Raw genomic sequence first — 23,399 nt, forward strand, 5'->3', positions numbered from 1 at the left:
GGTCGCAGTTATTGCAGAGTAACCAATAATATCATTGTGATCTATACCCACTTTTGAATGAGGTCTCTCCTCACTGGTCCATCACGAATATTGACGCAATAACCCTGTCGCAACCGAAGACTATTCTTTGATATCCACCCGATTCGCTGTAAATAAGCCATTGGTGAATTGACCGAACATCTGTACATACATACCATTAGCCAGCGTCGCGCTACCGGATACTGCCGATGGCATATAATCAATTTTCTCACCAGACAGCAGGAACTGCGTATCGGTCAGCCCGCTCACCCGGCCTTCCACCTCGGCACTCGGCATGGCATTAACCGGTGATACATTGGTCACCACCCATTGATTCTGCGAATCCAGATGCGCGAACACCATCACCCAGCCAAGGCTTCCACCACCGAATTTGTAATCCAGATTGAATACATCAGGATCAGGAATACTCAGTACCGTGCCGTTGATAAGCAGTTGATTATCTAGATTCAGTTCTGCTATCCCCACAAAGGCCGGTTCCAGTACCATTTCCGTCACGTTGCCGTTGGTCAACGTTGCCGTCACGGCCATGCCTTTTTGCTCCATAGAAACATTAAATGCCTGGCCCTCATAGGAGACATCTGCCATCTGTGCCGTGTATGTTTTACCTGCCAGAGTGATAGCGTTACCAGACACCGCATCGATGACACCCGACACCTTGCTCGAGGCAGCCACGCTCGGTGCTCCCGCCTCTGCTGGAGGCGAGGCTTGTTCACCGCACCCGCCCAACAATACGCTCAGTGCCACCGCGATACACAATGTCTTCATAAACCCTTCTTAACTCATTAGTACCATTGATAATCGAATAGATAGACCATACGCCTGAGGCATATAAAAATAAAGCGCCCCGAAGGGCGCTATACTCAACAAATCGTAATTAGCTCAATGATTAGCCACGGTAGTCTCGTTCGATTTCGCGGGCAACGTTCTTACCGTCAATCACAACGGCCTCAACTTCAACGTACTCACCGTCAAGGGTCAGCATCGTCACCCCTTCGAAAACCGTGTTGCTATCTGTGGTAAAGTTAACTGTTTTATATGTTTCTTCATCCCACACAGAAAACGTACCAGCAACAGAATCAATCACCTTGGCGTTGCCTTCCGCTTCCACTTCTTGCCAGTTACCACCCGGTACATAGTCGTTATCATTGTCGAACTCGACTTCGGTTGCTACCTGCTGGCCATTGCGCAGAGCTGACTGCACTTCAACTAGCGCACCTTGCTTCAAATGGCTCTTGTTACCGTCTTCAAAACGGGTGCTCGCATTCACAGCAAAACGGCCACGGTAGCTAAGCTCAAACGATGACAGATCATTGGCAACCCAGGTCACTACGCCTTCTACTTCGTTGCCCTCATCCAGATCGTCATAGTTGTCGATCTCAACTTCACGAGCGTCAAGTTCAGCACCGTTCATCGTGCCCTCAACTTCTACCCACTGACCAACTTGCAAATGAGATAGATTGGCATAGTTCACAGTCAGGTTAGCGCCCAACTTAAATGAGCCGGTATTCTCATCTTTGCTTGAGATTCGGCCTTCCACTTCAACTTGGTTACCCAGTTTGTCGGCTTCAAACTCAACCACAGACAATACCTTGTAACCCATTGTTGCCGATGGCAATGAAGACACCATCACCCAATCATTCAGGTCAATTTCGGCACTCAAACCAGCAAAGGTCAGGTTAATACCATTGACTGTAAAAGTCTTCGCTACGTGATCGACCGCGGTCACAGCACCAACAAGAGTCGGCTCGACATCAACTTGAACACCTGCCTTAGTACCCGACAATACCTGAACCATCATGTCTTTTTGCAGATCAGCAATCGACAGCGCATTGTTGCCATAACCTACGCTAGCCACGTCGTAACGGTAGCCATTCACCACGATTTGGTTAGATGGAGCGTCCACTGAATCAATCGTACCCAGTACAGCCCTCGGCGAAGTCTCTGGTTTAGTCGGTGTCGTAGGCGTACTACCACCATCGCTACCGCCACCACAACCAGCCAGAGCCATACCCAATGCAATAACCAGTGCCGCTTTTTTCATCTAACCACCTCAAAGTAAAGGAATAAAATGTTCTTTAGAGGTATATTACACCTACCAACGTGAAGCAGACGTGAAATTCAGGAAAGAAATCGTGAAAGTATTGATTGTTGATGACAACCACAATGTGGTCGAGACTATCGCTGATTACCTTGAGCTAGAGGGGTTTCAAGTTGATTGTGCCTACCACGGCGAAGCGGCTCTGACCCTTATCCAGCAAAATTATTATGATGTCATCATCATGGATATCATGATGCCCAAGATCGACGGCATCTCCACAGTCCGAAAATTGCGTGAGGAATTCAGCTGTCAAATCCCGATCCTATTTTTAACCGCCAAAGACAGCCTAGAAGACAAACTGGCCGCTTTCGGTGCGGGAGGCGATGACTACCTGCTAAAGCCCTTTGCCATGCAAGAATTGAGTATGCGCCTGAAGGCGCTGAGTAGCCGAGGTCCACGCCGCGATATCGGCGCTATCAGCTTTGAAGATATCCGTATTGATACCGGCACCGAACAGGCTTACCGCGATGGCCAACCCATCAAGCTCAGCCGGATTCAATACCGAATTCTAAAATTGCTTGTCCGCCGAGCACCTGCCATCGTCACTCGGCAAGAGGTCACCGACGCCGTATGGGGCGATGATGCACCACCAAGTGATGCCCTACGCAGTCATATTTACGGGCTGCGCAATGCTATCGACAAGGGTTTTACCACTTCACGACTAGAGACTGTTCATGGACAAGGCTACCGCATTAAACCCTAACCCGTATCCAAGCATCTACCGCCAGATCAAGATCGGCTTTCTTTTCATGACACTGTGCACTTTCGTGCTATTTTGGAAGCTGATCTATATTGCAGAAAACCAACTGGAGATCATCAGCCTCCATCACTGGCTTGATACCGAGGCCAGCCGCTACGTCAACGACTATGCCCATTATGGTCAGGACACGTTGTTGCCCAACCCCAATGAATTTAATACCTATAGCCTTTTCCCGACAAACACCCATATGGAGAACGTACAGCTGGAACCTCCAGCGTGGCTGAAACACTACCGTGAACCCGGCTTCTACGAGCAGATGATCGGCACTGAAGACAAGCACTTTATCGTCCTCAAGCACCCATCCGGAGAGGGACTGATGTATATCGTCTTCCAAGATGATGCCGACGACTACCTAGATGCATACGAGAAAAATCTCCATCTGGCTACCGTTGGGTTTGGTCTATTCCTCTCTCTTTGCGTAGTTTTGTACGGTATTTATTTTATCCGTATCCTGTCAAAGCCGCTGGCAAGTATCGCCCAGAAAATCACCCAGATGTCACCAGAACATGAGGCGTTCAAAATCGAGACCAAATTTGAGGAAACTCGCCAGATCGAACAGACGCTTCTTGACAGCAAACAGGAAATCGCCCGCTACTTCCAACGCGAAAAAGATTTCAGCCGATTTGCCTCACATGAACTGCGTACCCCCATCATGGTGATCCAAGGCTCGGCCGAGCTGCTGGAAAAAGTCCCCAACCAACCTAAAGTGGCGCTAAAAGCCATTGGCAGGGTACAAGATGCCAGTCAGGAGATGCGAGTATTGACTGAAGCCTTCTTGCTACTCGGAAAGGAAAGCATCGACGATCACCACCTTGGTCGTCAACCACTGGCCCTTCATCTACGGCACCAGTTAGAAGTACTTGAACCGCTATTCGCCAAGCAAAATGCCGGCTATGACCTTACAATCACCGAACCTGGCTTCGTTATTGCCCCAGAGAGCTTTATAACCATAATAATCAACAATTTAATTAAGAATGCATTTAGCTACAGTGTAGGTAATATTCATATAGCCCTCGATAATAACCAGTTGACCATTACCAACTGCCATGATGGCAATTCTACGTTCAATGCGGGATATGGCTGCGGCTTAGTGATTGTTGAGCGGATCTGCGAGCGAATGGGGTGGAGCTTCAAAGTCCACAACGACAGCACCCATTTTCAAACGATGGTGTATTTCACCCCTACCGCATAGTGATCGCAGAATGATGGGAGCCAATCGACTCGCGTTAATTCTGTATAACTTACAAAAAAACCGCCGGAAGGCGGTTTTTTTACTAGCGTTACGTGAGGCACAATATTAACTGTTTTCCAGTTCAAAACGGCGCATGAAATCAACCAACGCCTGAACACCTTCAAGCGGCATAGCATTGTAGATGGATGCACGCATCCCACCGACCACGCGGTGCCCCTTAAGGGCTTTAAGGCCAGCAGCGTCAGCCTGCTCCAAGAACAAGGCATCCAATGACGGATCCTTGAGCTGAAACGGCACGTTCATCAGCGAGCGGTTATCGGCATGGACATCGTTGCGATAGAAATCAGAATGATCAATGTAGTCGTACAGCACCTTGGCCTTGGTCATATTGCGCTTTTCCATCTCGGCAACACCACCGATAGACTTGAGCCACTTGAAAACCTCGCCCGCCAAATACCAAGCAAAGGTCGGTGGTGTATTGAACATCGACTCCTTATCAACCTGCACGCTATAATCCAGAATACTCGGCAGTTCTTTGCGAGCCTTGCCCAACAAGTCATCACGCACAATCACAATGGTCAAGCCTGCTGGGCCGATATTCTTCTGCGCGCCAGCATAAATCACACCGTATTGCGACACATCGATTTCACGGGACAAAATGGTAGAAGACAAATCAGCCACGATAGGCTTATCGGTTTTCGGCAAGTCGCGAATTTCAATCCCATCGATGGTTTCGTTAGGGCAGAAATGCACAAAGGCCGCCTCGTCAGACAGCGCCCACTCGGAGGCTGGCAATACCGCTTTCTTACCATCACGCTCACACGCAATACCAACAATATTAGGCTGACAGTATTTCTCAGCCTCTTCTGCCGCACTGTGCGCCCAATAACCACCGTCAATATAATCAGCCGTATCGGCCTCGCCCAACAAGTTCAGCGGCACTGCGGCAAACTGAGCGCGCGCACCGCCGTGGCAGAACAGTACATGGTAATTATCGGGAATTGCCAGTAAATCACGCAAATCCTGCTCGGACTGCTTGGCAACGGCAATAAATTCCTTGCCGCGGTGACTAATTTCCATCACGGATGTTCCAAGCCCGTTCCAGTTGATCAGCTCCTGTTGGGCTTTTTTCATGACGTCTGCCGGGATCATTGCCGGTCCGGCGCAAAAATTATAAACCTGCTCCATGATGAAAGACTTGCTCCTGCTTATAACATGGGATTACGACCTATCCGCAGCCATCGTCATTTGACAGCCCGAATGTGATGACGACCAGATATACACCTTTATGACGGAGCTGAAAAGAGTCGCAGGAAAATTTGTCATCCCATTCACTACAAACAAAAAAAAGCGCAGCCTGAGGGCTGCGCTTCTATCAGTCAATCATACTACTAGGCTTATTCTTGCTCAGAAGAGTCTTCTGCGCCGGCGTCAGCTGCTGGCTGATCTGCCGTGTTTTCGCCCTCGACGATTTCAGCGTCTTCGATCAGCTCATCTTCTTCTGGCTCATCGATACGCTGTAGGCCAACAACCTGCTCGTCTGCGGAAGTACGAATCAAGGTAACACCTTGGGTGTTACGGCCAACACGGCTTACTTCGCCAACGCGAGTACGAACCAAGATACCACCGTTGGTGATCATCATGAATTCATCGCCGTCTTCAACCTGGATGGCACCGACAACGCTACCGTTACGCTCAGAGACCTTGATAGACACAACACCTTGTGTCGCACGGCTCTTCGCCGGGTACTCTGTCAATTCGGTACGCTTACCGTAACCGTTTTCAGTGACAGTCAGTACATCGCCACCGTTGTGCGGTACGATCAACGATACCACTTTGTCGCTTTCGGCTAGCTTGATACCGCGAACACCTGCCGCTGTACGGCCCATGCCACGTACCTGCTCTTCGCAGAAGCGTACCACCTTGCCGTCTTTCGAGAACAGCATGATGTCGTCGTTACCGTTGGTAATATCCACACCGATCAGCGAGTCACCGTCGCGTAGGTTCACCGCAATGATACCGGCACTACGTGGACGACTGAAGTCAGTCAATGGTGTCTTCTTCACCGTACCGTCAGCGGTTGCCATAAAGATGAACTTGTCTTCGGTGTATTCCTTCACTGGTAGGATCGCGGTAATACGCTCGCCTTCTTCCAGCGGTAGGATATTAACAATCGGCTTACCACGCGCAGTACGGCTTGCCAACGGCAATTGGTACACCTTCAGCCAGTACATACGGCCACGGCTTGAGAAGCAGAGGATCGTATCATGGGTATTGGCAACCAGCAGACGCTCGATGAAGTCTTCTTCCTTCATGCGGGTTGCCGCTTTGCCCTTACCGCCACGGCGCTGAGCTTCGTAGTCGCTCAGTACCTGGTATTTCACGTAACCTTCGTGAGACAGGGTAACCACAACGTCTTCTTGGTTGATCAGATCTTCCAAGTCGATATCGTGTGATGCCGCCGTGATCTCAGTACGACGAGGATCGTTGAACTGCTCCTTCACCGCTTCAAGCTCTTCACGGATCACTTCCATCAAGCGCTCGGAGCTAGCAAGGATGTACATCAGCTCTGCGATTTCTTCTAGCAGTGCCTTGTATTCATCAAGGATCTTTTCGTGCTCAAGGCCAGTTAGCTTGTGCAGGCGAAGATCAAGGATCGCCTGAGCCTGCTGCTCGGTCAGGAAGTACTTGCCGTCACGGATACCGTACTGCTCTTCCAGCCACTCTGGACGGGCTGCATCGGTACCTGCGCGCTCAAGCATCGCAGCAACGTTGCCAAGATCCCAACCACGAGAAATCAGACCAGCACGAGCCTCTGCAGGCGTCGATGCATTCTTGATCAACTCGATGATTTCATCGATGTTGGCCAGTGCCAGTGCCAAACCTTCAAGGATATGGGCACGTTCACGGGCTTTGCGCAGTTCAAAGATAGTACGGCGTGTTACCACTTCACGGCGGTGGTTCACGAAGCACTTCAGCATGTCTTTCAGGTTGAAGGTCTTTGGCTGGCCATTGTCCAGCGCAACCATGTTGATACCGAATGTTGTTTGAAGCTGAGTCTGGGCATACAGGTTGTTCAGTACAACCTCGCCAACTGCATCACGCTTACATTCGATAACAATGCGCATACCGTCTTTGTCAGACTCGTCGCGCAGGGCACTGATACCCTCAACTTTCTTCTCTTTGACCAATTCGGCAATCTTTTCGATCAGGCGAGCTTTGTTCACCTGGTACGGGATCTCAGTAACAATAATGGTCTCTTTACCATTCTTGTCAGCTTCGATATCCGCCTTCGAACGCATGTATACCTTACCTCGACCGGTATGGTACGCATCGATGATCCCCTTGCGGCCGCTGATCATGGCTGCCGTCGGGAAATCTGGCCCAGGGATGTATTCCATCAACTGGTCAATAGTGATGCTTTCGTCGTTGATATAAGCCAAACACCCGTCAATCACCTCACCCAAGTTGTGAGGCGGGATGTTGGTTGCCATACCTACGGCAATACCCGACGAGCCATTAACCAGCAGGTTCGGGATTTTAGTCGGAAGTACCGCTGGGATTTGTTCCGTACCGTCATAGTTAGGTACGTAATCTACGGTGTCTTTATCGAGATCAGCCAACAACTCGTGGGCAATCTTCGACATACGTACTTCGGTATAACGCATCGCCGCCGCGGAGTCGCCATCAATCGAACCGAAGTTACCTTGACCGTCTACCAGCATGTAACGTAGCGAAAACGGCTGCGCCATACGAACGATTGTGTCGTAGACTGCACTGTCACCATGTGGGTGGTATTTACCGATTACGTCACCGACCACACGGGCAGATTTTTTGTATGCTTTATTCCAGTCATTGCCAAGTACATTCATTGCGAACAAGACGCGGCGGTGTACAGGCTTAAGGCCATCACGCACATCAGGAAGCGCTCGACCCACGATGACAGACATCGCGTAATCGAGGTACGAGCCTTTCAGCTCTTCTTCAATGTTTACGGGCGTGATCTCTTTTGCAAGATCGCTCATGGAGCCAATATCCCTCAGGTAATTTCTGTCGTATACGTATACCAAACGGCATAGCTATCACGGGCAAAATTAAAACCCTTGAAACGTGATACCTATAGCGTTTGGAGCTAAGTCTATATTCGTGTCAAACGCCATAAAAATACATCGTTTAACATAAGCTCAGCAGATACGTGCAAGGTGCGAAAATATAGCATATTCGAGCCAAGATAGGCACACCTTTCGCTATCATGTTGTGAGTAATTTAGCGTATAAGCAGAAAACCGCAGACAAAATACCGTCATCCATCCCCTGTTCGCCTGTTTTTTACCCAAGCATCGCTTTTCTGCTGCTAGTTGCATCCCACCTTTGTACCTGTACAAAGTGCAACCAATTGTAAAAAGTAGACCCAATTACCAATTCTCAAATCTCATCGCCAAGCCACTAGAAAGGCTGAACCAAAACTGATCTCTATCAATTCCGCCCCTTACCAGCACCGTACAATAACACTGCAAGAACAAAAACTAAGATTTCAAAAATCGACATAGATAAGTGAGGTCAATATGTTTGGACAAGCAATCAACACCATCGGCATGTGTATCATCGGCGGCAAATACCTTTTAATGTTCATTCTAGCTGCAATCACACTGACTACCGGTGCGGTGCAGGCAGATATCGCGCAATTGGCAATGGTTGAACCTGCTGAATGATCACAAAATAACAAGCAATGGGCAGAGCCTGCATCGCATAAACGGAGTGACATCCCCGCCCAAACGCCTTGCAGGCTATTGTTTTAAAATAATAAAAAATCATCACTCCAACTTTACCCAGCCAGAGTTCAGGTTCCGCTTACCTCACGGCATGATTTCGCTATAATGCTGTGATTGTTTATGGAAATGGCTAACTACATATGGCAAAGCAGTTGAATGTCGATCCGGCAGAAATCAGTAAATTCGAAGACATGGCTTCCCGCTGGTGGGATCTCGAAGGCGAGTTCAAGCCTCTACACCAGATAAACCCCCTGCGCCTAAATTTTGTCATGGACAACGCTGAAGGGCTGTTTGGCAAAAAAGTGCTAGATGTCGGCTGCGGCGGTGGCATTCTTGCCGAGAGCATGGCCATAGAAGGGGCTGACGTGACAGGCTTAGATATGGGCAAAGAGCCTTTGACCGTTGCCCGCCTGCACGCGCTGGAAACCGGCACCAAGCTTGAGTATGTCCAACGTACCGCAGAAGAGCACGCCGAACTGCACCCGCAAACCTACGATGTCATCACCTGCATGGAAATGCTCGAGCACGTTCCCGATCCGGCTTCAATCATTGCCGCCTGTGCCAAAATGGTTAAACCCGGCGGCCATGTGTTCTTCTCAACCCTCAACCGCAACATCAAATCTTATCTGTTTGCTATTGTCGGCGCAGAGCAACTGCTCAAGCTCGTACCCAAAGGTACTCACGACCACGAAAAATTCATCCGTCCGTCAGAACTACTAGCCATGATTGACGCAACCCCGCTCCAAGAGCGCCATATTACCGGCCTCCATTACAACCCGCTGACAGACAACTACTGGCTAGGCAACAATGTAGACGTCAACTATATCGTCCACACCACCAAGCCTGAATAACCATATTTACCGAAGGCCCCATATTGCGGGCCTTTCTTTTATTCATAACTGTGTGTAATGCGAGCAGTTACCCTCCCCCCGAAACATTGCTAACTAGCCAATAAATAACCACAAAAACACTTGTGTTTTGACCTGTCTAATACACATTAAAAATCAAGATTTTTTTTTTACCGACGCAAAATTTCAGGCTAAATTTCTTTTGCAATTTTCTATGATATTGTCACACTTGGGCAAATAGGTTAGTAGGCACTAACTATGATTTGTGAATCCCCATGTTATCCACAGCTGGTCAAAAAATACCACCTTGCAATACCCCACCTTCATCACTATCTTGTAACTCAAACAGCTCAACACCCCAATATGTAGTGTTTGATGCATGAGCAGGAAATCGAACAAAGATCGCCCGCGTCACTGAGCTTGTTAGTGAAACTTGCAAAAAACACGATTATTGATGGCTATCTGGGAAAAAGACTAAAAAATGACTCAACAACTCACTGTTACCAAGCGTGATGGACGCAACGAAAATATCGATCTGGAAAAAATCCACCGCGTGATCACTTGGGCCGCCGAAGGCCTAGAAAACGTATCGGTCTCACAGGTCGAACTCAAGTCACATATTCAGTTTTATGACGGAATCAAAACTGAAGACATCCATGAAACCATCATCAAGGCAGCAGCAGATCTGATCTCTGAAGAGTCTCCAGATTACCAATACCTGGCTGCACGTTTGGCTATCTTCCACCTACGCAAGAAAGCCTACGGCCAGTTTGAGCCACCTAAACTTTACGACCATGTGACAAACTTGGTTGAAAAAGGCAAGTACGACCAACACCTGCTCGAAGACTACAGCAAAGAAGAATTCGACGTTATGGATCAGTTCATCGATCACTGGCGTGATATGAACTTCTCCTACGCAGCCGTTAAGCAGCTGGAAGGTAAATACTTGGTACAGAACCGCGTCAGCGGCGAAATTTTCGAGAGTGCCCAGTTCCTTTACGTCATGATCGCGGCCTGCCTGTTCAGCAAATACCCTCGCGAGACACGCCTTGACTACATCAAGCGTTTCTACGACGCGGTTTCGCAGTTCAAGATCTCACTGCCTACGCCGATTATGTCTGGTGTGCGCACGCCTACCCGTCAGTTCAGCTCTTGCGTTCTGATCGAGTGTGACGACAGCCTAGATTCTATCAACGCGACTGCAAGCTCTATTGTACGCTACGTATCCCAGCGTGCTGGCATCGGCATCAACGCGGGCCGTATCCGTGCTCTTGGCTCTGAGATCCGTGGTGGCGAAGCCTTCCATACTGGTTGTATCCCATTCTACAAATACTTCCAGACTGCCGTTAAATGCTGCTCGCAGGGCGGTGTTCGTGGCGGTGCCGCTACCCTTTTCTACCCAATTTGGCACGGCGAAGTTGAATCTCTTCTAGTACTGAAAAACAACCGTGGTGTTGAAGAAAACCGTGTCCGTCATATGGACTACGGCGTACAGATCAACAAACTGATGTATACCCGCCTAATCAAAGGTGAAAACATCAGCCTGTTCTCACCATCAGATGTCCCTGGCCTATACGATGCCTTCTTCGCAGACCAAGCTGAATTTGAACGCCTATATGTCAAGTACGAGCAAGATGAAAGCATCAAACGCAAGACGATCAAGGCGATTGACCTATTCTCGCTTCTGATGCAAGAACGTGCGTCTACTGGCCGTATCTATATCCAGAACGTTGACCACTGTAATACCCACAGCCCGTTTGACCCAAGCGTTGCGCCAATCCGCCAGTCTAACCTGTGCCTGGAAATCGCACTGCCAACCAAACCGCTGAACAACGTTGAAGACGAAAACGGCGAGATCGCCCTATGTACGCTGTCTGCGTTCAACCTAGGTGCCATTGACTCGCTTGACGATCTGGAAGAACTGGCCGAACTGACGGTTCGTGCGCTAGATGCCCTGCTTGATTACCAAGACTACCCGTTGCCTGCGGCCTACCGTTCAACCATGAACCGCCGTACGCTGGGTGTAGGTGTGATCAACTTTGCCTACTATCTGGCCAAGCACGGTGTTCGCTACTCTGACGGCAGCGCCAACAACCTGACTCACGAAGCCTTCGAAGCCATTCAGTACTACCTACTGAAAGCCTCTGTCGGCTTGGCAAAAGAGCAAGGTGCCTGCCCGGCATTCAACGAAACCACGTACGCACAAGGTATTTTGCCTATCGATACCTATAAGAAGGATATCGACAATATCTGCAGTGCCGAACTGCGCTACGACTGGGAAGCGCTGCGCGAGGAAATCAAGACCCACGGCCTGCGCAACTCAACACTGTCTGCTCTGATGCCTTCAGAGACATCATCGCAGATCTCGAATGCGACCAACGGCATCGAGCCGCCACGCGGCTATGTCTCGGTGAAAGCATCGAAAGACGGTATTCTGAAACAAGTCGTACCGGAATACAGCAAGTACAAAAATAATTACGAGCTACTCTGGAACATTGGCAGCAATGACGGTTACCTTCAGCTAGTCGGTATCATGCAGAAATTCATTGACCAGGCGATCTCCGCCAACACCAACTACGACCCAAGCAGTCAGCCGGGCGGAAAGGTACCAATGAAACTCTTGCTAAAAGACCTGCTAACGGCGTATAAACTCGGCGTGAAAACCTTGTACTACCACAACACCCGTGATGGTGCCTCGGATGCACAAGGCGATGTGGGCGCAGACGACTGCACAAGCTGCAAGATTTAATTTACGACATTATGGCAATGGGAGCTTCGGCTCCCATTGATATTGAGGATACGATGGCATACAGCACTTTCTGTCAAATCAATAACGACCAACTAAAAGAGCCAATGTTTTTTGGCCAGCCTGTCAATGTTGCCCGTTATGACCAGCAAAAATTCGAAATTTTCGAGAAGCTCATTGAAAAGCAGCTTTCTTTCTTCTGGCGTCCAGAAGAAGTGGACGTATCTGGCGACCGCATTGACTACAATAATCTGCCGGACCACGAGCGACACATCTTCATCAGCAACCTGAAATACCAGACCCTACTTGATTCGATCCAAGGCCGTAGCCCGAACGTGGCTCTGCTGCCTATCGTATCGATCCCTGAGCTGGAAACCTGGATCGAGACGTGGTCGTTTTCCGAGACGATCCATTCTCGCTCGTACACCCATATCATTCGCAATATCGTCAACAACCCGTCAGTGGTGTTCGATGACATCGTGGACAACGAGCATATCCTTAAACGTGCTGGTGATATTTCAAAATACTACGATGATCTGATCAGCGCGACCAACGACTACCACCGCTACGGTGAAGGTTCGCATACGGCAAACGGCGAAGCGTTTACCGTAAGCCTGCGTGAAATCAAGAAAAAGCTGTACCTGTGCCTGATGTCAGTCAACGCACTGGAAGCGATTCGTTTCTACGTCAGCTTTGCCTGCTCTTTCGCTTTCGCCGAGCGCGAACTAATGGAAGGCAACGCGAAAATCATCAAGCTGATTGCCCGCGACGAAGCCCTGCACCTTACTGGCACCCAGCATATCCTCAACCTGCTTCGTACCGGTCAGGACGATCCTGAAATGGTCGAAATTGCCGAAGAGTGCAAAGAAGAGTGCTTCAATATCTTCAAAGATGCTGCCGAGCAGGAAAAAGAATGGGCGGAATACCTGTTTAAAGACGGTTCGATGATCGGTCTGAACAAGAGCATCCTGTGCCAGTACGTTGAGTACATCAGCAACCTGCGCATGGCGGCTGTTGGCCTTGAACATGCCTACCCTGGTGCAACCCAAAACCCAATCCCTTGGATCAATGCGTGGCTGTCTTCTGACAACGTGCAGGTTGCCCCTCAGGAAGCCGAGATCAGCTCCTACCTTGTTGGCCAGATTGACAACGATGTCAGCGCCGATGATCTGGGTGACTTCGAGCTATGAGCCAACTCACCTTCACGGTGAACGGTATTAAGGTACGCGGCAATAGCCGCGAACCTTTGCTGATTCAATTGGAACGAGCAGGCCTGCAACCGGAATACCAATGCCGAAACGGCATGTGCGGCGCTTGCCGCTGCAAGCTTCAGGCTGGCGCAGTCGACCAGCAAGACAGCATGGCGTTCGTTGCGCCCAACGAAGTACTCTCCTGCTGCTCAATCCCTAAATCCGACCTCACCGTTGAGTTTGCTTACCAACTCCAGTCCTCCTTACAGGGCCTTCAGGCCAACGAGAAATAACAGCCTCGTGACTGAGCACTCATCGCGAGGTCTCCCCACACTTTTATACCACGCCCCCTTCTTTCCTAGACTAGCCAGTGCGTCGTTCATTGCTAAAAGAAGACAATGATGACAGAGATTCATAATGACCAAATACAGGCATGCCACACAGATAACGCCGTAGCATGTCTAACGCCAGGGTCGCTATCACAGTACGATAGGATGACTGAGAATATTGCCGCTTGCTCGCAACCTGCTGAACCCAGACCGCCCCCTTACCCGCCAAGGCAACCGAAACGGCCTCGTGGCGTTTACCGCCAACCACCAAAACAACATCCGCATTAGTCTCTCTTCGGTGAGCTTCTGCCAAGCTAGCGAGATCTTTATCTGTCTTGGCAAAATCGCGTGCAAACCGGCCATCTTTCAGCAATGAAGCACAGGCTTCATCACGATGTAGTTCATTCACCAAGGCACCTCCGGTAAACTCTTCGATAACAGACACCGTCATGGCATTTTCCTGCAGCAACCCAGAAATCTCTGACAACATAGGTTGGCCAATACCAACCACATTATCGCCAAGCATTTCAATGATTGTTCGATAAAACGCAGAGACATTTGGGCAATTCTGTGGGGCAAAAACCTTAACCTCGATAAACGGCAGCGCAGATCGGTAACCAATCACCACGCCTTCCGGTACCACCAGCGATGACAGAGTCTGGCTGATCCCCGATTCGGACAGACCAAAGGTATAAAGCCGCTGGCAGACTTGGCTCACCACCGAAGGGAACAATGCTTTGAGATAAGGCAGCACCTGATCTTGAACCATTATCTTGAATTCGCTCGGTACTCCGGGCGTAAACAGGACAATAGCCCGATTGATCCGCATCACGAACCCACACGCCGTCCCGACAGGGTTGTCCAAGATCTCCGCCCCCTGAGGCAGTAATGCCTGCTTGAGATTGGTCTCCGGCATCTCACGTCCCATACGGGCATACTTGGCCTCCATTTCGGCCACCCAATGTTCCGACAGCTCCAGCCCGGTATTGGCTGCCATTGCAGCAGCCTGCGCCGTCAAATCATCGCTGGTGGGGCCCAGCCCGCCATTAACCACAACGATATCAGCTGTCAGGCTACAGTGCTCTATTTCCCGTGCCAGCCCATCTAGCTGATCGCCGACGGTTGTCCTGCGGCTCAGCGCATAGCCCTGTTCGAAAAAAAGCCGGGACAGCCAGGCTGCATTAGTATCGGTAATATCCCCGTGCAATACCTCTTCGCCGGTACTGATCATCGCCACGTTCAGCATACGATTTCCTTTGTCATTATCCTCCCCCCATCATACCCACTCATCACACACAGGACACCCACTGGTTTCATCTCGTTTCCGAACCACTGAATTCAAACACCTTACAACTAAAAATGTAAACTTATGATTACACCAAAATAAACATAAGTTGACAGTGAAAAATGATGCAGTTAATGTAGCAAACCAGAGGCAGCAAGGATTAGCGCCGCCAATCACAATCATCTGACTATAGAAGTAGTATAAGTATGGAAAAATACACTGTTAACACCTGCTATCGATAGCCGCAATGGCTACCGAGTGTAAACATTAAATTACACATATCGTGCCATTGTGGCCTTAGTTTCTCAGCGGGAGTTATCACAGGTATCTGCACATCCTCCCAAAACCACCTATTTATATCGGGAACCTATTTCCATGGCGATGAACAAAACCTTCGGCAGTATGCTTATTATTGCCGGCACCACTATCGGCGCGGGCATGCTAGCCCTGCCTCTTGCCTCGGCCGGGCTCGGCTTCGGTACTGCGACACTTATCATGGTTGGCCTATGGCTGCTGATGACCTACACCGCCCTGCTGATGCTTGAGCTCCACCAGCACGCCGAGCAAACCGCAACGCTCAACTCGCTGGCCTATAAACTGCTTGGCCGCAAAGGTCAGAGCCTTGCCAGTTTTGCTGTTGCCTTTTTGATGTACTCGCTGTGTGCCGCCTACATTGCCGGTGGTGGCGACCAGCTCAATGACAAGCTCACCCATTGGGCAGGCCTTTCAGTAACCCCGCAGTTCAGCGCCCTGCTGTTCACCGTGATCATCGCCACGATTGTCGCGGTTGGCACCCACTCGGTAGATATCGTCAACCGGATCCTCTTCAGCCTCAAACTTATTGCTTTGGTGGTGATGCTGACGTTGATGATCCCCAATGTAGATGGCCAACATCTGGTTAGCATGCCTGTTGAGAAAGGCCTGGTGATCTCAGCCCTGCCTGTGATTTTTACCTCATTTGGTTTTCACGGCAGTATCCCGTCAATTGTTCGTTATGTCGGGCTAGATATGCGCGCACTGCGGAAAATTATGATTGTCGGCTCATCAATGCCATTGATCATCTACATTTTCTGGCAACTCGCCAGTCAGGGTTCCATGAGCCAATCTGCATTGATGGCCAGCGGCAACCTGGGGAGCTTTATAGCGACTCTGAGCCAAGTGCTGCACAACCCCATGATTAGCAAGTCGGTATCGATCTTTGCCGATCTGGCACTGGCAACCTCGTTCCTCGGCGTAAGCCTTGGCCTGTTCGATTTCATTTCTGACAGCTTCAAGCGCGATGCCCACAAGCATGGCCGTATTCACACTGCCCTGATCACCTTTGTACCGCCACTGGCATTTGCCCTGTTCTACCCACAAGGCTTTATCATGGCACTGGGGTTCGCAGCCATCGCCCTCGTTATACTGGCTATCTTCCTGCCAGTAGCCATGGTCAGGGTTCAGCGAAAAACGTTTTCAGAGCACCAGCAAAACTATCAGGTGTTCGGTGGTACAGCGGCACTTATCGTCGCCGTCGGATTTGGTATTGTGATCATTTCTGCGCAGCTGCTGCAAATGGCAGGCCTAATCCCTGCAATTGGATAAAAAAACAGCCTCCAAACGATATTAAGTCATAGGAGGCTGCTTATTGATTACAGACAAAACACATTAAATATATTCACTTACGATAAAACAAAATAATTTATGATTCCTAGCGATTAAAATCACTAGGAATCATATTATTTTTCAGTGATACTCTCCGCCTTTCTTTTTCTGTCCACCCCTGAACAACTGCGGAGCGTATTTTGCGCACTTCTTTTCTGTCATCTTTTTTTGTCAGCTGTGCAACCCTTAGCGCACCAGCTTACGCCTGGCACGGTGAAACCGATTTCTATCAATATGAGAGTCAAGGCACTTTCCTAAACTATTACGCACCAGACTCTTTATTAGTATCGTCTCACTCGGACATAACAAGTCGCTCTGCTGCCAATATTGACCGACAGGCCGACAGCCACTCGATCAATACACTTCCGATGCACTTATCTGTCGCACCGGAAAAAGACTGGGATTACCTGCTCAGCCAGTCATATACCATTCTTGGGCTCAGTTTTGCTACGGTTGGCATGATGACCCTGCTCCCAGAAAGCGTGACCAATTGGACGGATGAAGATCGCAATCTAGGCAACCTTGGCAGCAAGTGGTGGGATAACGTCAGCGCGGGGCCGGTCTGGGACCATGATGACCACTACCTCAACTACGTCATGCACCCTTACTTCGGTGGAGTGTACTACACTGCCGCACGTCACTCTGGTTTCAACGAATGGGAGTCATTCCTGTACTCGGCGACCATGTCGACCTTTTTCTGGGAATATGGCGTAGAGTCTTTCGCCGAAGTGCCGTCTATTCAAGATATCATCGTCACACCACTGTTTGGCGCTGCCGTCGGTGAATGGATGTTCCAGACCGAGTTGGAAATCACAGCCCGTGGCGGAGAGGTAATGGGTTCAAAAGCCCTCGGGGATGTCAGCCTGTTTCTGCTCAACCCTGTCGGCCATATCCATTACTGGGTCACTGACTGGTGGGCTGGCGATGCCGATGTCAGCTTTACTTACAAACCATGGTTCGGCAACACAACAGCGGCCAACTTCGCTACAGACGCAGGTATCCCCTACGACAGGCAATTTATTGGCCTAGAGTTGAAGCTCGCTCTGCAGTAATACCACTTATCGACTGCCGGTCGGATTAACCCCTTGTTTCACCGGCAGTCAACAACATTATTTACCTTTTTAAGCATTCGTGAATTGGCTTCACGATTCCCCCACTTTTATAAACAACCTACACCGTTTTTTACTTATAATAATTATAATTATGACAATAAGTTAATAAGCGTTGGTCATGAATCATACCTTTTCTCCCTTCGAGTATTTACAAGCTCCGATATGGGTCTTTGATGTTCACCATAAGCGCATACTTTGGGCAAATTCCGCAGCATTACCGCTGTGGGAGGCAAAAACCAAAGAAGAGCTATTGTCCCGCGACCTCAGCCTTGATATGTCTGAAGCCGTAAATGCCTTGCTGCACAGTTACCTAAACCGGTTCGATGCTGGAGAAAGCATTCGTACTTGGTGGTACTTTTCGCCAGAAAATATCCTTAAAAAAACACTCTGCCATTTTTCCGGCTACCCGCTTAACGATGGCCGCAAGGCGATGTTGGTCGAAGTCATTGCCGAAGAATCAACCCTGCGCCGGGATCTTGCCTTCTCCAGCTCATCAAACCTTGCCTTACTGTTTGGCGAAAACGGCAAGCTAATTAGTACCAACCGCACATATCAACACAATTTCGGCGATCAGTTGACCGATCTCAGCACTTTTCTCGGTGACCATGAACTGGCCTGGCAATGGCTAGACGAGATCCGACATGGAAACCCCATCACCACCCAGAAGCTATGCTGGACTGGCAGCAACCACAATTGGTTCGATATAGAAGGAAAGTGGCTGGAAGACAAAAACCAACTACTGCTCAATCTGGTCAATATCAGCAAAGACCGGGAGAAACTACAGAAGGCAACCTACAATGCCGAGCATGACTACCTAACCGGCCTACTTAACCGCCGCGGCCTGACAAATGCCATCTTGGAACAACAGCACATTCAACGAGGCTACAGCCTGCTATTCCTCGATATCGACGGTTTCAAATTGGTCAATGATACCTACGGCCATGCCATCGGCGACAAACTGCTTCGAGCCATTGCCATCCGCCTCAAAAACGAAATCAAAAGCCGGGGCTTGCTGGCGCGCTTCGGCGGCGATGAGTTCATTGTCCAAATCGAACACCGCTACAGCAGCGATACAGCCCTGTTTGCCAAGCAGCTGATCAGAGCCCTCAATCGTCCTTTTCACATCAAAGAAGTTGGCGAGCTCTCTATCGGTTGCAGCATCGGGATGTCAGACTATCCGACCGATACCAAAGATATCGAAACCCTCATCACCCAGGCTGACATGGCCATGCACCGGGCGAAATTACGCGGCCGCAACCGCAGCCATTATTTCTCGCCGGATATGGCCGATGCCCTTTACCGGAAGATGACCCTGCGCCACCATTTGTCACTCGCCCTTGAGGCCGAATCCTTCGAGCTCTACTACCAGCCTATCGTTGATCTCAAGCACGGCAAGCTCAAGGGCTTCGAAGCGCTGATCCGCTGGCATGACGAAGTGCTGGGACAAATATCCCCCTCGGAATTTATCCCGCTGGCTGAAGAAACCGGCCAAATCGTCCCGCTTGGGCGCTGGATAATGAAGACAGCCTGCAAACAGCTAGCCAAATGGCGCAAGCGGTATCCTGAGCTGCCGCCTTATATCATGAGCGTCAACCTTTCCCGGGCTCAACTGCAATCCAGCCTTGCCCCAACTATCGAGAGCATTCTCCGTCGCTACTGCATTCCCCCAGCGCAGCTGGCCATCGAGTTGACGGAATCGGCGATGCTGCAAGAATTTGATGATGCCAAGCAGTGCCTTGAAGATCTCGCCTCGCTCGGGCTAGAGTTGTATCTGGATGACTTCGGTACGGGGTATTCGTCGCTCTCGCAGTTGCAGGATCTGCCAATCAGCACGGTGAAGCTAGACAAGAGCTTCGTTCAGGGGGAGCACAAAAGCAGTCAGGCCATCGTCGAGGCCACTCAGGCGATCTGTGAGAAACTCGGCTTGAAGGTCGTCGCCGAAGGTGTCGAGACCCTCGAACAGCTCCATTACCTGCAGCGCAACCACTTTGACTACTGCCAAGGCTATTACCTCGGGCGACCGATGCCAGCGGCGATCCTCGAGGAGCGCCAGTTTCAGTTGCTCAACTCTGTAATAGCATTCGAATAAATGTGCCCATTCATCCTGTAAATCATCCTATGGGTGAAGGGTGAAGCCTCACACCAACCAAACAAAAGGCCCGATTCATGACTGAACCGGGCCTTTTGTTTGCGAGCATCACTCTGTATCAAACCCAATAAGGGGAAACACCCTGCCAAATAGCAATCACTCCGGAAACCGAACACAAGAGCAACAAGGCATAGCGCAGCCATTCAGCTTTGATGAGATGCTGAATACGGTAGGCAAACAGCGTTGCAAGAACCGGTGCGGGCATAATCAACATCCCATATTTGAAATGCCACCAACTAAAATGGCCAGTAAACGTCAACGCCACCAATGACAATACGCAGCTAAAGGCAAAGTATCCGGCCAAATTAGCACGCAGCTTCGCCGCCTCGGCATGCTGCAGTACCAATGCCATTGGCGGCCCGCCGATAGACGTTGAGGTCCCCATCAAGCCTGAAGCAAAACCGGCCCAAAATAGCGAGGTGTTCGTCGGCTTGATCCGTATATTGAGTAAACTAATCGCCACCGCCAGCAAAACGCCAATCCCCAACACAAGTGCTAGCGACTGCGAGGAAATATAGAGCAGCAACCATCCGGCAATCATCGTTCCGGGCACCCGTCCGACAAATGCCGCTCCAAGACCTTTAATTGAAAGCATCGCTCGGTACTGCCACATGTTAATCAAAGCCAGTACCAACCCAACCAAGGTAATTGTCCCGGGAACAAAGCGCGGTTCGAAGAAATACACTATCGGCGCGGCGACAATCGCCATGCCAAAGCCAACCGTACTCTGAACAAAACAACCGGCGGCTAACGCCAGGGCACAAAAAACCAAGGTTTGGGTATCAATCACTCTATTGCTTCCGTTCTGCGTGAATCATAATATTGCGAGGTGTCATCGGCTTATCGCAAAATGTCCCGACCGTGACTGCATATCCGGCATCCTCCAGAAAACAGGCCCGATCATACACCAACCACATTTCCAGTGGCCGGCGGAAAACCTGACGCAACAGCTCCAGGCGCTCAACCCAATGGTAGCGCTGCTCGCCGCACTGTTGCCAATAACGGTAATCAAGGGATTGTGGCAGTGTTATGCCCTTCTTCTCAGCCGCCCAGCGGCAGAAACCTTCAAATCCGTCGTTAAACAACGCTTTCTGGCAATTGGGGACCGGCAAATAGCGCTCTTCGCCCAGTAGATCACGCTGGAGGCTATCAAACCCCAAACGATAGCTCACCTCGACAAAGCGGAGGTTGCGCACCCGGTTCCCTGCCGTTACCGTTTCTTGAAGCGGCAATTTGAGATCGAGCTTAGATAATCGCAACACGCTCTGCTGGCCCAAGGCTGACATCGGCTGATACTCTTTGTCGCGGATCAAATGATAACAGCACGGCGATATACTCACCGCCTGCCCCTGCTTGGCCGCGACTTGCTTGAGCAAGGAAACGTGCAGGTCACCACAGGCATGGAGGGCAACGGCATGTTGGCGAGAAACGATATAGGCACTGCTCTCCTCGGCAAACGCATCGCCTTGGACAAAGGTCATCGGCAACCCCAAGCGCTTGGCCGCCACAGCACCGTCATCACACAATGCCTGCTGCCATTCAAGGCTGGTCACCGGGGTCTGGTGCGTCGCCGACAGCACCCGGCCAAGATAGCCTTTGCCCGAGCACCATTCCAACCACGGCAAACCCAGCTGGGGCATCACACCATTAAACGCTAATAATTGCTGCCATTTGCGACCTGGGATCCCGGTATCGATTCCCCTTGGCGGCAAGCGATCCACTTTCTCGAGCATGGTAAGCTGACTCGCTGCCTGCAAATCCACGACCTGCGGGATCCACTGGGACAGCTTATCAGCCAAGGCTTCGGTATCAGCCAAGTAACCGGCCAGCGCGTGCTCATCCAGCCCCATCAGCCATTGGCACAACTCTGGATACTGCGCCTCCCAGTTAGCATAGTCGGCAGAAAACGGCATAAACTGCCAGAACTCACGGGTTTCGGCCAGTAAACGGTCAAGGTGGCTAAATTGCTCGGAATACATCTGGGACTCTTGATGATATGGGAAAACACGCCATTCTATCGCCAAGAACCAAAGAACACATCCGAAATTGGCACAATCAACAAGCCCTCACCGCAGGGCACCGTTCTTGCCCCTCCCTGACTGATCGCACGACACGGCTATTTTACCGGCAACTCCATATCGGCAAACATCGCCTCAATATCGGCATTGGATTTAAGCATCAAAGCCTGATCGACCACATTGCGCGTTAGATGCGGGGCAAAACGCTCCATGAAGTCATACATATACGTACGAAGGAATGACCCCTTCTTAAAGCCAATCTTGGTCGTGCTGGCTTCGAAAATATGGCTGGCATCGATTGCGACCAAGTCACTGTCGGTTTCGGGATCCATCGCCATGCTAGCAATGACCCCCACGCCCATGCCAAGCCGGACATAGGTTTTGATCACATCGGCATCCGTTGCGGTGAAAACGATGCGTGGCGTCAGCCCCGAGCGGTTGAAGGCACTATCCAGCTCGGAGCGGCCGGTAAAACCGAACACATAAGTCACCAGTGGGTAGGCGGCCAAATCATGGATGGTAATTTCTGATTTCTGGGCAAGAGGATGGTCGGCCTTAACCACAATAGAACGGTTCCAGTGGTAGCACGGCAACATCAGCATATCCTGATAAAGATGCAAAGCCTCGGTGGCGATGGCAAAGTCCGTCGTCCCCTTGGCAACGGCGTCAGCAAGCTGGGACGGCGTCCCTTGATGCATGTGCAGGGTGACCTTTGGATAGCGAGCGGTAAAGCCCTGAATAACGGAAGGAAGTGCATATCGAGCTTGGGTATGGGTGGTCGCAATATTCAGCGTCCCCATTTCGGGATGGGTATGCTCTCCGGCAACGGATTTGATACTTTCGACCCGGGATAGAATATCACGAGAAATTTTTACGATCTCTTCACCGGCAGGCGTCACCTTGGTTAAGTGTTTACCGCTACGTTCGAAAATCTGAATACCGAGTTCATCTTCAAGCAACCGAACCTGTTTACTGATCCCCGGTTGCGAGGTATAGAGACTTTCGGCCGTTGAAGAAACGTTCAGATTGTGATTAACAACCTCAACGATGTATCGTAATTGCTGTAATTTCATGGTACCGCCTGCTATTAATCCCTTATACCTTAAATACAGCAGCGCAGTGAATCCTACCGCTATATAGAATGTATATGTAATCCTCCATGTATAATTTTATGTTATATATTTTCTACCGCTGTTTTCATAGTCTTTCTTGAAAATA

Annotated in this window: 18 protein-coding genes; 10 read left to right on the top strand and 8 right to left on the bottom strand. The window is 50.2% G+C overall.

Features of this window, described 5'->3' with window-relative positions:
* Window positions 1-120: 120 nt before the first annotated feature.
* Both ABT56_RS02190 and ABT56_RS02195 read right to left on the bottom strand, forming a co-directional pair.
* Window positions 121-804 (bottom strand): DUF5666 domain-containing protein, encoded by a 684-nt coding sequence (locus ABT56_RS02190; protein WP_047877195.1) that lies wholly within the window; start codon window positions 802-804, stop codon window positions 121-123.
* A 121-nt stretch (window positions 805-925) separates the two neighbouring features.
* The gene (locus ABT56_RS02195) at window positions 926-2,080 is read right to left on the bottom strand and encodes a DUF5666 domain-containing protein (protein ID WP_047877196.1); all 1,155 of its coding nucleotides are present in this window, start codon (window positions 2,078-2,080) and stop codon (window positions 926-928) included.
* 91 nt (window positions 2,081-2,171) lie between these two features.
* On the opposite strand from ABT56_RS02195, the gene ABT56_RS02200 reads away from it, so the two are divergent.
* Together ABT56_RS02200 and ABT56_RS02205 are read left to right on the top strand one after the other, a co-directional pair.
* Window positions 2,172-2,840, top strand: coding sequence for a response regulator transcription factor (locus tag ABT56_RS02200; RefSeq protein WP_047877197.1), 669 nt, complete (start codon window positions 2,172-2,174; stop codon window positions 2,838-2,840).
* A complete protein-coding gene (locus ABT56_RS02205) occupies window positions 2,812-4,089 on the top strand; it encodes a sensor histidine kinase (RefSeq protein ID WP_047877198.1) in 1,278 nt (425 codons plus the stop codon). Before ABT56_RS02200 ends, ABT56_RS02205 begins: the two co-directional genes overlap by 29 nt.
* 105 nt (window positions 4,090-4,194) lie before the next feature.
* Here the strand turns inward: ABT56_RS02205 and serC are convergent, their stop codons facing one another.
* Both serC and gyrA read right to left on the bottom strand, forming a co-directional pair.
* Window positions 4,195-5,277, bottom strand: a complete 1,083-nt coding sequence (gene serC, locus ABT56_RS02210; protein WP_047877199.1) for a 3-phosphoserine/phosphohydroxythreonine transaminase — start codon at window positions 5,275-5,277, stop codon at window positions 4,195-4,197.
* Between the two features lie 209 nt (window positions 5,278-5,486).
* Window positions 5,487-8,114 carry a DNA topoisomerase (ATP-hydrolyzing) subunit A gene (gene gyrA, locus ABT56_RS02215; protein ID WP_047877200.1) on the bottom strand — a complete coding sequence of 876 codons (2,628 nt, stop codon included), beginning with the start codon at window positions 8,112-8,114 and terminating at the stop codon, window positions 5,487-5,489.
* A 539-nt stretch (window positions 8,115-8,653) separates the two neighbouring features.
* On the opposite strand from gyrA, the gene ABT56_RS24170 reads away from it, so the two are divergent.
* From ABT56_RS24170 to ABT56_RS02235, 5 genes are all read left to right on the top strand, one after another.
* Window positions 8,654-8,800 (top strand): hypothetical protein, encoded by a 147-nt coding sequence (locus ABT56_RS24170; protein ID WP_169753875.1) that lies wholly within the window; start codon window positions 8,654-8,656, stop codon window positions 8,798-8,800.
* A 200-nt stretch (window positions 8,801-9,000) separates the two neighbouring features.
* Window positions 9,001-9,711, top strand: coding sequence for a bifunctional 2-polyprenyl-6-hydroxyphenol methylase/3-demethylubiquinol 3-O-methyltransferase UbiG (ubiG, locus tag ABT56_RS02220; protein WP_047877201.1), 711 nt, complete (start codon window positions 9,001-9,003; stop codon window positions 9,709-9,711).
* 478 nt (window positions 9,712-10,189) lie between these two features.
* Window positions 10,190-12,457, top strand: coding sequence for a class 1a ribonucleoside-diphosphate reductase subunit alpha (nrdA, locus tag ABT56_RS02225; protein WP_047877202.1), 2,268 nt, complete (start codon window positions 10,190-10,192; stop codon window positions 12,455-12,457).
* A 53-nt stretch (window positions 12,458-12,510) separates the two neighbouring features.
* Complete coding sequence (gene nrdB / locus ABT56_RS02230) at window positions 12,511-13,644, top strand: class Ia ribonucleoside-diphosphate reductase subunit beta (protein ID WP_047877203.1); 1,134 nt, start codon at window positions 12,511-12,513, stop codon at window positions 13,642-13,644.
* Window positions 13,641-13,937 carry a 2Fe-2S iron-sulfur cluster-binding protein gene (locus ABT56_RS02235; RefSeq protein WP_047877204.1) on the top strand — a complete coding sequence of 99 codons (297 nt, stop codon included), beginning with the start codon at window positions 13,641-13,643 and terminating at the stop codon, window positions 13,935-13,937. Before nrdB ends, ABT56_RS02235 begins: the two co-directional genes overlap by 4 nt.
* Before the next feature lie 70 nt (window positions 13,938-14,007).
* Here the strand turns inward: ABT56_RS02235 and ABT56_RS02240 are convergent, their stop codons facing one another.
* Window positions 14,008-15,219: a CinA family nicotinamide mononucleotide deamidase-related protein gene (locus ABT56_RS02240; RefSeq protein ID WP_053062358.1), complete on the bottom strand. Its 1,212-nt coding sequence runs from the start codon at window positions 15,217-15,219 to the stop codon at window positions 14,008-14,010.
* Window positions 15,220-15,633: 414 nt separating this feature from the next.
* Between ABT56_RS02240 and tyrP the strand changes: the two genes are divergently transcribed.
* The 3 genes from tyrP (at window position 15,634) to ABT56_RS02255 (ending at window position 20,103) form a co-directional block, all read left to right on the top strand.
* Window positions 15,634-16,842 carry a tyrosine transporter TyrP gene (gene tyrP, locus ABT56_RS02245; protein WP_047877205.1) on the top strand — a complete coding sequence of 403 codons (1,209 nt, stop codon included), beginning with the start codon at window positions 15,634-15,636 and terminating at the stop codon, window positions 16,840-16,842.
* A gap of 200 nt (window positions 16,843-17,042) precedes the next feature.
* Window positions 17,043-17,954, top strand: coding sequence for a DUF3943 domain-containing protein (locus tag ABT56_RS02250; RefSeq protein WP_047877206.1), 912 nt, complete (start codon window positions 17,043-17,045; stop codon window positions 17,952-17,954).
* Window positions 17,955-18,132: 178 nt separating this feature from the next.
* Window positions 18,133-20,103: a putative bifunctional diguanylate cyclase/phosphodiesterase gene (locus tag ABT56_RS02255; RefSeq protein ID WP_047877207.1), complete on the top strand. Its 1,971-nt coding sequence runs from the start codon at window positions 18,133-18,135 to the stop codon at window positions 20,101-20,103.
* A 118-nt stretch (window positions 20,104-20,221) separates the two neighbouring features.
* Here the strand turns inward: ABT56_RS02255 and ABT56_RS02260 are convergent, their stop codons facing one another.
* The 3 genes from ABT56_RS02260 to cysB form a co-directional block, all read right to left on the bottom strand.
* Complete coding sequence (locus ABT56_RS02260; RefSeq protein ID WP_338048455.1) at window positions 20,222-20,953, bottom strand: sulfite exporter TauE/SafE family protein; 732 nt, start codon at window positions 20,951-20,953, stop codon at window positions 20,222-20,224.
* Between the two features lies 1 nt (window position 20,954).
* Window positions 20,955-22,142, bottom strand: a complete 1,188-nt coding sequence (locus tag ABT56_RS02265; RefSeq protein WP_047877208.1) for a methyltransferase — start codon at window positions 22,140-22,142, stop codon at window positions 20,955-20,957.
* Between the two features lie 137 nt (window positions 22,143-22,279).
* Window positions 22,280-23,254: an HTH-type transcriptional regulator CysB gene (gene cysB, locus ABT56_RS02270; RefSeq protein WP_047877209.1), complete on the bottom strand. Its 975-nt coding sequence runs from the start codon at window positions 23,252-23,254 to the stop codon at window positions 22,280-22,282.
* Between the last annotated feature and the right edge of the window lie 145 nt (window positions 23,255-23,399).

This window comes from Photobacterium aquae (assembly GCF_001029445.1).
In the GTDB taxonomy this organism is placed as follows: domain Bacteria; phylum Pseudomonadota; class Gammaproteobacteria; order Enterobacterales; family Vibrionaceae; genus Photobacterium; species Photobacterium aquae.